Annotated in this window: 10 protein-coding genes; all 10 read right to left on the bottom strand. The window is 28.1% G+C overall.

Annotated elements, in window-relative coordinates:
- Positions 1-90: 90 nt before the first annotated feature.
- The 10 genes from HM982_RS17890 to HM982_RS17935 all read right to left on the bottom strand — a co-directional run bounded on the left by HM982_RS17890 (position 91) and on the right by HM982_RS17935 (position 7563).
- A complete protein-coding gene (locus HM982_RS17890; RefSeq protein ID WP_179354703.1) occupies positions 91-570 on the bottom strand; it encodes a hypothetical protein in 480 nt (159 codons plus the stop codon).
- Between the two features lie 154 nt (positions 571-724).
- Complete coding sequence (locus tag HM982_RS17895; protein WP_179354704.1) at positions 725-1657, bottom strand: DUF5677 domain-containing protein; 933 nt, start codon at positions 1655-1657, stop codon at positions 725-727.
- Between the two features lie 151 nt (positions 1658-1808).
- Entirely contained in the window at positions 1809-2684 is an 876-nt protein-coding gene (locus HM982_RS17900; RefSeq protein WP_179354705.1) for a hypothetical protein, read from the bottom strand.
- Between the two features lie 349 nt (positions 2685-3033).
- A complete protein-coding gene (locus tag HM982_RS17905; RefSeq protein ID WP_179354706.1) occupies positions 3034-3459 on the bottom strand; it encodes a hypothetical protein in 426 nt (141 codons plus the stop codon).
- Between the two features lie 17 nt (positions 3460-3476).
- The gene (locus tag HM982_RS17910; RefSeq protein ID WP_179354707.1) at positions 3477-3659 is read right to left on the bottom strand and encodes a hypothetical protein; all 183 of its coding nucleotides are present in this window, start codon (positions 3657-3659) and stop codon (positions 3477-3479) included.
- A gap of 211 nt (positions 3660-3870) precedes the next feature.
- Positions 3871-4227, bottom strand: a complete 357-nt coding sequence (locus HM982_RS17915; protein WP_068449010.1) for a helix-turn-helix domain-containing protein — start codon at positions 4225-4227, stop codon at positions 3871-3873.
- 2 nt (positions 4228-4229) lie between these two features.
- Complete coding sequence (locus HM982_RS17920) at positions 4230-4523, bottom strand: type II toxin-antitoxin system HigB family toxin (protein WP_068449008.1); 294 nt, start codon at positions 4521-4523, stop codon at positions 4230-4232.
- Between the two features lie 205 nt (positions 4524-4728).
- Positions 4729-5235 carry a hypothetical protein gene (locus tag HM982_RS17925; RefSeq protein ID WP_179354708.1) on the bottom strand — a complete coding sequence of 169 codons (507 nt, stop codon included), beginning with the start codon at positions 5233-5235 and terminating at the stop codon, positions 4729-4731.
- Between the two features lie 82 nt (positions 5236-5317).
- Positions 5318-6577, bottom strand: a complete 1260-nt coding sequence (locus HM982_RS17930) for a hypothetical protein (RefSeq protein WP_179354709.1) — start codon at positions 6575-6577, stop codon at positions 5318-5320.
- Entirely contained in the window at positions 6577-7563 is a 987-nt protein-coding gene (locus HM982_RS17935) for a nucleoid-associated protein (protein ID WP_179354710.1), read from the bottom strand. Before HM982_RS17935 ends, HM982_RS17930 begins: the two co-directional genes overlap by 1 nt.
- Positions 7564-7669: the final 106 nt, after the last annotated feature.

Consider the following 7669-nt stretch of genomic DNA (forward strand, 5'->3'; position numbering starts at 1 on the left):
AGTTGCGTGGTTAAGCAACTAAATTAGTAAACTTTTACGAACCCGTGAAAATTCCGCAGGAATTTTCGCAAGTAGGCTAGAACCTAGCAATTAATTATACACGGTGTTGTGTGTAGTGCTTTCTATTTCATTGATTATTTTATTCAGTTCAGTTTCCGTAATTCCCTTTTGGTTCGTACTCAACTTTACTTTATTTTCTTGGTCAGAAATCAGAAGTACTTTTTCTGAATTCGCACGAGTTTGGACGTTCTTCAATTCCAGAGTCAGTTCCGAAATATTAATTTCCGTTATTTTATCATTTCGCAATTGTCGAGAAAATATAAAAGTCAGTTTTCCCGTTTCTGTATTTTTTTCAATTCGTTTTATAGTTTTAGCACTTAAAATTAAATAAACGAATAATATTCCGAGTGCAATTCCAAAAATTAGCGTAATATTTGGATTCATTTCCTTATTTATAAACCGAATTTTAGAAACAAAAAAGACCAAAATTATAAAGAGAATTCCTCGCATAATCTGCATTGGAATATCCAATTTCCCTATTTGTTTTTTATTCTCAAAAATTGTCTCCATTCAGTTTTTTTGGCATTACACACAACGTGTTTGTGTATGGTTAGTTGCGTGGTTTAGCAATTAATTTAGTAAACTTTTACGAACCCGTGAATATTCCGCAGGAATATTCGCAAGTAGGGAAGAACCTAGCAATTAATTATACACGGTGTTGTGCCTAGTTTTTTAATTGTTCTATCATATATTCAGTTCCTCTGTAGGTCATATTGTAGAAATTAATTAAATCTTTGTATTCATTACTCAAATTTTCATAAGAATTCCTAAACTCTTTATCCGATTTTATTATATCTGAAATTATAAATCCAGTAAACATATTTAATTTCTTTACAGAAGTTAGAACATTTTTTTTAGCAAAATCTTTGTCCCACATATTTTTTAATTGAAGAATGGAAATGCTTTGAGAATGAGCGTGCCATGAAAGAAAGTTATAAATCTGGTCATTTGTTTCATCTTTAATTCCAGCTTCTTTCATTAATCTTTTCCAACTTACAGGATAGAATTTTTCTTTGTTAAATATTATTTTCCATTCTTTGTTTATAGTTTTATGCAATGATGCTTTTTTTGTTTCTGAAAGTTCTAAATACCCTTTTCTAGTTTTTATGGAATTCTCTAAATTCTCAATACTTTTTTTATCTAATTCACTTACTCTTTTTGCTTCGTCACTTTCAGGCTCTATATTTCGCTGAAGTAAACCATATCTCATCCAAATCTCAAACCTTAATTGTAGCATGTCGTCGTCCAAATTTGAATTGGATAGATAGTTTTGAACTAAATAATTTTCAATTACTGTTCTAACCAAAGAATAAATTGAAAATGGGTCTAGCATTTCAATTTTTAAGTTTTTACTTGGTGAATCTAAAGTTATTCCATCAATTAGTTTTTTGACTGAAAATCCATGAACAATGAATTTCTGAGTTAAAAGATTTATGTAATAAAATCGTTCTCTGTCAAATTGAGTTTTTTTATTTTCAATTCGGTCTGTAAACAAAGAGAGAAGTATATCCATTAGTTTCTCAAACTTTGAAATATGAGTTTCAGGTTTGTCATTTAAAATTTCAATTGCAAGATTTATTAGGCTATCCTGTTTCATTTTTCAAATTAGGCACAACGTTGTTGTGTATGGTTAGTTGCGTGGTTCAGCAACTAAATTAGTAAACTTTTACGAACCCGTGAATATTCCGCAGGAATATTCGCAAGTAGTGAAGAACACAGCAATTAAATATACACGGTGTTGTAACGCGTTATTGTTTTATTCTAATTTTTATGGCTGGAATGGAAACTTCTTTCTTATTATAAATAATTTTAGGAAGCCTCCATTGTCTATTACCTTCAACAAAAGTGCTTCTTCCATATTTAATTATATTATTGTCTAATTTTTTTGTTTTAATAATTCCCTGTGCAATTGGACTACCAAAAGTACTATAACCAATATATAAGTATTTATAATCTTTTATTTTTATATTAAGATCTTTTAGGTCTATTGACAGCCAACCCTTTTCTCCTTTTTCCGTATTAACGATTAATTCGTTTTTAAGAAGATTTTCAGTGTTATTGTTAGGACTCTCATTTGATTGAAAAAGGTAAAACTTTATATCTATGTTTTCATTTATAAACTTTGTGTTATATAAATCGCGGAATTTTTCAAAAATATAAATGCTTATACTTTCAATTTGTGCTCTTTTATAATCGCTAACTTCTAATTGTATTATATTTTCTGAAGTAGAAGTTGAACCTAATTTTTTTAGATTTCTATTTTTCGATACAGCACCTAATTCTTTTCTTACGAACTGTTTTTTTATTACAACTTCGTCTAAATGTATTTGTTTATTTAATACAATAGTATCTAGCTTTTTAAGCACATCTAAATCTAATTTCTGTGAATAAAAGCTATCGTAGGTAATAATTACTGAATCTAACGAATTAATTTTATTATGATTAATTAAAAAACTATTTCTGTTGTTGCTTTTATAAATTGATAAACTATCTTTTATAAAGAAATTTAGTTGAAAATCATTTATAGGTTTTAAATCTTCCTCAAAAAGATATACTCGTTTTTCTTGACAAAAGGAATTGTGTAAGAAGAAAAACAACGATATACTGAATAATATATATTTCATAATAGAGAATTGAGCATAGTTATGATTTAAAAACTATGCTCAATTTAATTTTTTTTTAGTTAAATATATTATCAAATTGGTTATATATTTCAGAATCAGAACAAGGAACATCTGCTTCTTCTTCTCCCATACCAATAAAAAGTCTTTTCTTTTTAAATGTTATAGTCTTTACTATTTGAACCAGTTTTCGTTTTTGCGTTAATGCGTTACAACGTGTTTGTGTATGGTTAGTTGCGTGGTTTAGCAACTAAGTTAATAAACATTTACGAACCCGTGAATATTCCGCAGGAATATTCGCAAGTAGGCTAGAACTGAGCAATTAATTATACACGGTGTTGTGCGTTCGTTTTTATTCCACGACGTTTATTTTCATTCCGTTAATTATTGTTCCGCTCTGCAATTCCGACACAGTTTTTAATTCCGATGTAGGATTCCATTCTCTTAAAAGCAATTCGTTTTTCTCGTTCCATCCAATTATTTTAAATCCTTGAGGAATTAATCCTTTTCCAAGGTCATTTTCTATTTTGTCATTTTCAATAACTGACCAAAATATTCTTGAAAATCCTAATCCGCCTTTGTCAAATTGATATTCGTAATATTTGTACTTTTTATTCGGTGAAATTGAGTCAGAAAGTATAATCAAATTTGGCTCCTTTAGAGAATGTTCCGAATTAAAAGCTTCCACAACATCGTCCAAATCCGAGTTGATTTTAATTCCAATTCCGATTATTCCAATCAGGATAATTCCAACAATTATTAAAATCCATTTTTTCATTAAATGTTTATTCCAATTTATAAGTCAAATACTCTCGGAACACTTTTATGTAAAACTTCGTCAAGACATTTAGAATGAGCATAAACTGCCTGAACCTCTTTAGCTTTCTTATCACATTCTATCGTGATTTGAATGGCTTTATTAAATGTTGAATCTTGACCACAAAAGCAACATAAAACTTCTAAATCTCCATTTTCCATTTGTCAAAATTTTTCCTTTTATTTCCTTTATCTTGTTTTTCGCACGATTTTTCTTAAATGACGCACAACGTGTTTGTATATGGTTTGTTGCGTGGTTTAAGCAACTAATTTAGTAAATAATTACGGACAAAGAAAGTCCGCGAGGACTTTCGTAAGTGAGCAATAAGCCAGCAATAAATTATATACGGTGTTGCCAACTGGCTTTTTTCAATTAATAATCTTGAATTAAAACTTCAGTAGGAATATGTAGAGTAGTGTTGAGTTTTCTAATCATATCTAGAGTCAGTTTTCTTTTTTTATTTAAAATTTCGCTAACTCTACTTTTAAATCCAACAACTTCTGCTAAATCCTTTTGTTTCATTCCCATTTGTTCCATTCGGAATTTAATTGCTTCGATTGGGTCAGGCATTCCGATTGGGAATTGTTCATTTTCATATCTATCAATCAAAATTGACAAGATTTCCAATTCGTCTCCATCTTCCGTTCCTTTTTTTGCATCAAAAATTTCCTCAAGTCTGTTGAGTGCGTTTTGATAGTCTTTTTCGTTTCTAATTGGTAATATTTTCATAATTAGATATTATTTGCGTCAATTTTATCATATTCAGCGTGAGTTCCGATAAACCTTATCCAGCATATTCCGTATTCAAAATTAAATTTTACAATCAAACGATAATTATTACCTTTTATATTGTAAACAATTCGATTGTCTTTTAAAATACTAGCACTCGGATATTCACTTTTTAATTCGTTAATATTTTTCCATTCGGATTTTTCAGTTTCTCTATACCACGATTTTAATTGTTCTTCACAATCAGCGTGTTTTTCCCAAAAATCTCGTAAAGTTCGTTTTGCGATTACTCTCACATTATAATTGTTTGACGCAAATATAATAAAAAAGTTACCAATTTGGTAATTAGTTCGGTTTTTATTAGCTTGTTGGCAACGTGTTTGTGTATGGTTAGTTGCGTGGTTAAGCAACTAATTTAGTAAACTTTTACGAACCCGTGAATATTCCGCAGGAATATTCGCAAGTAGGCTCAATGAAGCAATTAATTATACACGGTGTTAGCTACAGTTTTTTATAATTCAAGTTTTCTGTTTTCAATATTTTCTCAACTTTTTTCTTCAGACTCTCAATTGTAAATTCGGCAAATAATTCAATAATTAAAATATAAATCAGTCCAAAAAGCGTTAACATTAGCATATTAAACCCAATATCATTTCCAATTATAATTTGATATGATGCTATTATTAGAGTTATAGAAACAAAAAAAATCATAAACCAAAATTGCATTTTATATGTCGCTCCGTTCACACGTTTTAAGTTCAGTTTACTTTCAGTTCCGTTTTTATTCTTATTCACGCAGTTCAAATTCAGCTTGACTAATGGTCCAAGATTTGGTTGAAAAACAGCGAACGAAATAGTATTATAAATGTCAATTCCACCATTATCAGGATAGTCTCCAGATAAATTGAATTTTTTTCCAAATGTCTTACGATTTAGTTCAGTTCGGACAGTTTTATAAAATTTATCTGCTGATTCGTGAACTATATATTCTGTTAATTTATTGTTCAATTGTTGGTTTTTCTGGTAAATTGTAGCTAACGTTGTTGTATATGGTTTGTTGCGTGTTTCAAGCAACTAATTTAGTAAATAATTACAGACCAAGAAAGTCCGCGAGGACTTTCGTAAGTAGGCGAAAAGCTAGCAATAAATTATATACGGTGTTGGCAATTGGGCTTTTAATTATCAACTCTTTTAAATTCTCTAAATAAATAATTAGATAAGCACATAAAATCATAAGAAAAATCAAAACACTAATAATTCTTACTATTTTTATTTTTTTCTTTTGACTCGGAATAAGTTTCTTTTTTTGGTCAGCAAGGTTTTCAGTTATTTCTACTAAATTTTCCTCTCCTTTAATTCTATTTAGAAATTTATCAATATCTTTTTCAATTGTTTCAAAAGCATTACTCAAGTTATTCAATAATACAAACCAAATTATTATAAAATAGAGTAAACCAATTGCTAATAAAAAACTGTCTTTAGTTAAGTTTTCTCCTTTAAAATCAAAAAACCTTAATATTAAAAGATAAGCAACTGGTATTGCTAATATGTATCCAGAAAATTTATGTATTGTGGAATATATTCGGTCAGTTAGTTCGTGAAAATATTCTTGAGAAGATGTTTTTATTTTTTCAAATGAAAATTCAGACAAGTAAATTTGGAAACTACTTCTATAACTATTATCTATTGATTCCCAGTTATTTAATACACTATCAAATGAAAAGTCATTTACAGATAGTAGATTAATCATTTCGTTTGAAAATAGTTTTATTCTCGTTTCTTGGTCAGATTTTTCAAAAACGTGTTCAGAAAGCTCTGAAATTGATTTATTGATTTTAAGTTTTTTAATACTTTCAATATCATAATCAATTAAAATAGAACATATTTTGTCTGGTTTATGAAAATATAGTTCTAAAATACCTTTTGTTGTTTTTTCGTAAGTGCTTAACTTTTTTAAAAAGTTTATTAATTCTTGTAATAATAAAAAGTTATTGATTTGTTTATTTACTGGACTAACTTCGTGATGATAATCTAATTCGTAAATGTAAAATTTATCAAAATTTAGTTTGTACTTATTTGATTTTAAAAAATCCTCAAACTTTTCAAAATAATTTTGAAACTTAGATAAATCAATTAGGATTTTGACTTTATCTCCAACATTTAATTTTTTTTGATTGGCAGTACTGTTATTGTGAGGGTAAAATATTTCTCTTATTTGAATATCTTCAAATAGACTAATTAAGTTAACATCAGTTTCATTTTCTAATATATATAACCCCTTGAAACCATATGGTGTGATTTCAAAATCTTGAATTTTTTTTCTAAAAAGAATGAATTTTTCAAGTTCCATTATATTTCAAATTGATTATCAAGAATATCTTGAGGTAAATCTTTAATAATTATATCATTTCCATCACGCAAGATTTTACCCTGTTTGATAAGGTTTTTTTCAAATTCTAATTTAAATCCATTTCCGGAAAATTTTGCTCTGTGAAATACATTAAAATCAGCTTTTCTTGACAATCTAAAGTTACCACTAACTTCAATATCATCTGTATTTCTTATGAATTCAATAAAATTATTTGGTTGTGCTTGATTCAAATGAGCTGATATTGCTGTTAATTCAATGTCAGAATTAGATTCGTATTGGGTTTTAATATATTCACTGATTTGTTGATTTACTTTTTCTTTGGTTTCGTCATCAAAATTATAATTTCTCATATACTTAGATATTGCTTCCTTTAAGTTTTGAGAATTTTTCTTTGAAGAGGTTAAATCTGTATTACCAATAAATTTTTGAAAATAACTAGAAACATCTCTAGTTCCTTTTATAAAAGCCAAATATAAATCTAGTTTATCTTCCCATTTGTTAATATTCACTCTGTTAGCTCTTGCGAGCTTATCAATATCTAAAGTTTTTAATTTTTTAATATCTAAATTGTCATCATTAATTGTGAATTGTTCAGCTTTATCTAACATTATTGTGATTAAGAAATCAATTCCATTTTGCAGGTAATGTATGAATACAACATAACCACCTTTAGCCTGAGGAACTTGAATTTCTTTTTCTAAAAGTTTCATTGATTCTATAGAAAAATCTAAAAACTCATTATCTGTTCTATAAGTTTCTACTAATTTTTGAAATGGATATGCTAATTTATCTTCTTGAAAAGTTCCATAGGTTGGGTTTTTTGAACTAAAACTTTTTATTAGTTTCTCAACAAATTCTTCTACAATAATATTGTCTTTCTCTAAAAGATGATCTGATATATTAAGAACAGGTGCTTGGTTTTCCTCTCTTTTTATATGATGAAGTACAATGTTTTTTATTTCCATATTTTGTTTATGAGTTCAATTTGCCTTGTTGCCAACGGTTTTGTGTATGGTTAGTTGCGTGGTTCAGCAACTAAGTTAGCAAACTTTTACGAACCCGTGAAAATTC

The organism is Winogradskyella vidalii (genome assembly GCF_013403955.1).
Lineage (GTDB): Bacteria > Bacteroidota > Bacteroidia > Flavobacteriales > Flavobacteriaceae > Winogradskyella > Winogradskyella vidalii.

What these genes read in the sequence shown, in the direction of transcription:
- HM982_RS17890 (WP_179354703.1), bottom strand. Translation starts at nt 570, where the DNA reads ATGGAGACAATTTTTGAGAATAAAAAACAAATAGGGAAATTGGATATT.
- HM982_RS17895 (WP_179354704.1), bottom strand. Translation starts at nt 1,657, where the DNA reads ATGAAACAGGATAGCCTAATAAATCTTGCAATTGAAATTTTAAATGAC.
- HM982_RS17900 (WP_179354705.1), bottom strand. Translation starts at nt 2,684, where the DNA reads ATGAAATATATATTATTCAGTATATCGTTGTTTTTCTTCTTACACAAT.
- HM982_RS17905 (WP_179354706.1), bottom strand. Translation starts at nt 3,459, where the DNA reads ATGAAAAAATGGATTTTAATAATTGTTGGAATTATCCTGATTGGAATA.
- HM982_RS17910 (WP_179354707.1), bottom strand. Translation starts at nt 3,659, where the DNA reads ATGGAAAATGGAGATTTAGAAGTTTTATGTTGCTTTTGTGGTCAAGAT.
- HM982_RS17915 (WP_068449010.1), bottom strand. Translation starts at nt 4,227, where the DNA reads ATGAAAATATTACCAATTAGAAACGAAAAAGACTATCAAAACGCACTC.
- HM982_RS17930 (WP_179354709.1), bottom strand. Translation starts at nt 6,577, where the DNA reads ATGGAACTTGAAAAATTCATTCTTTTTAGAAAAAAAATTCAAGATTTT.
- HM982_RS17935 (WP_179354710.1), bottom strand. Translation starts at nt 7,563, where the DNA reads ATGGAAATAAAAAACATTGTACTTCATCATATAAAAAGAGAGGAAAAC.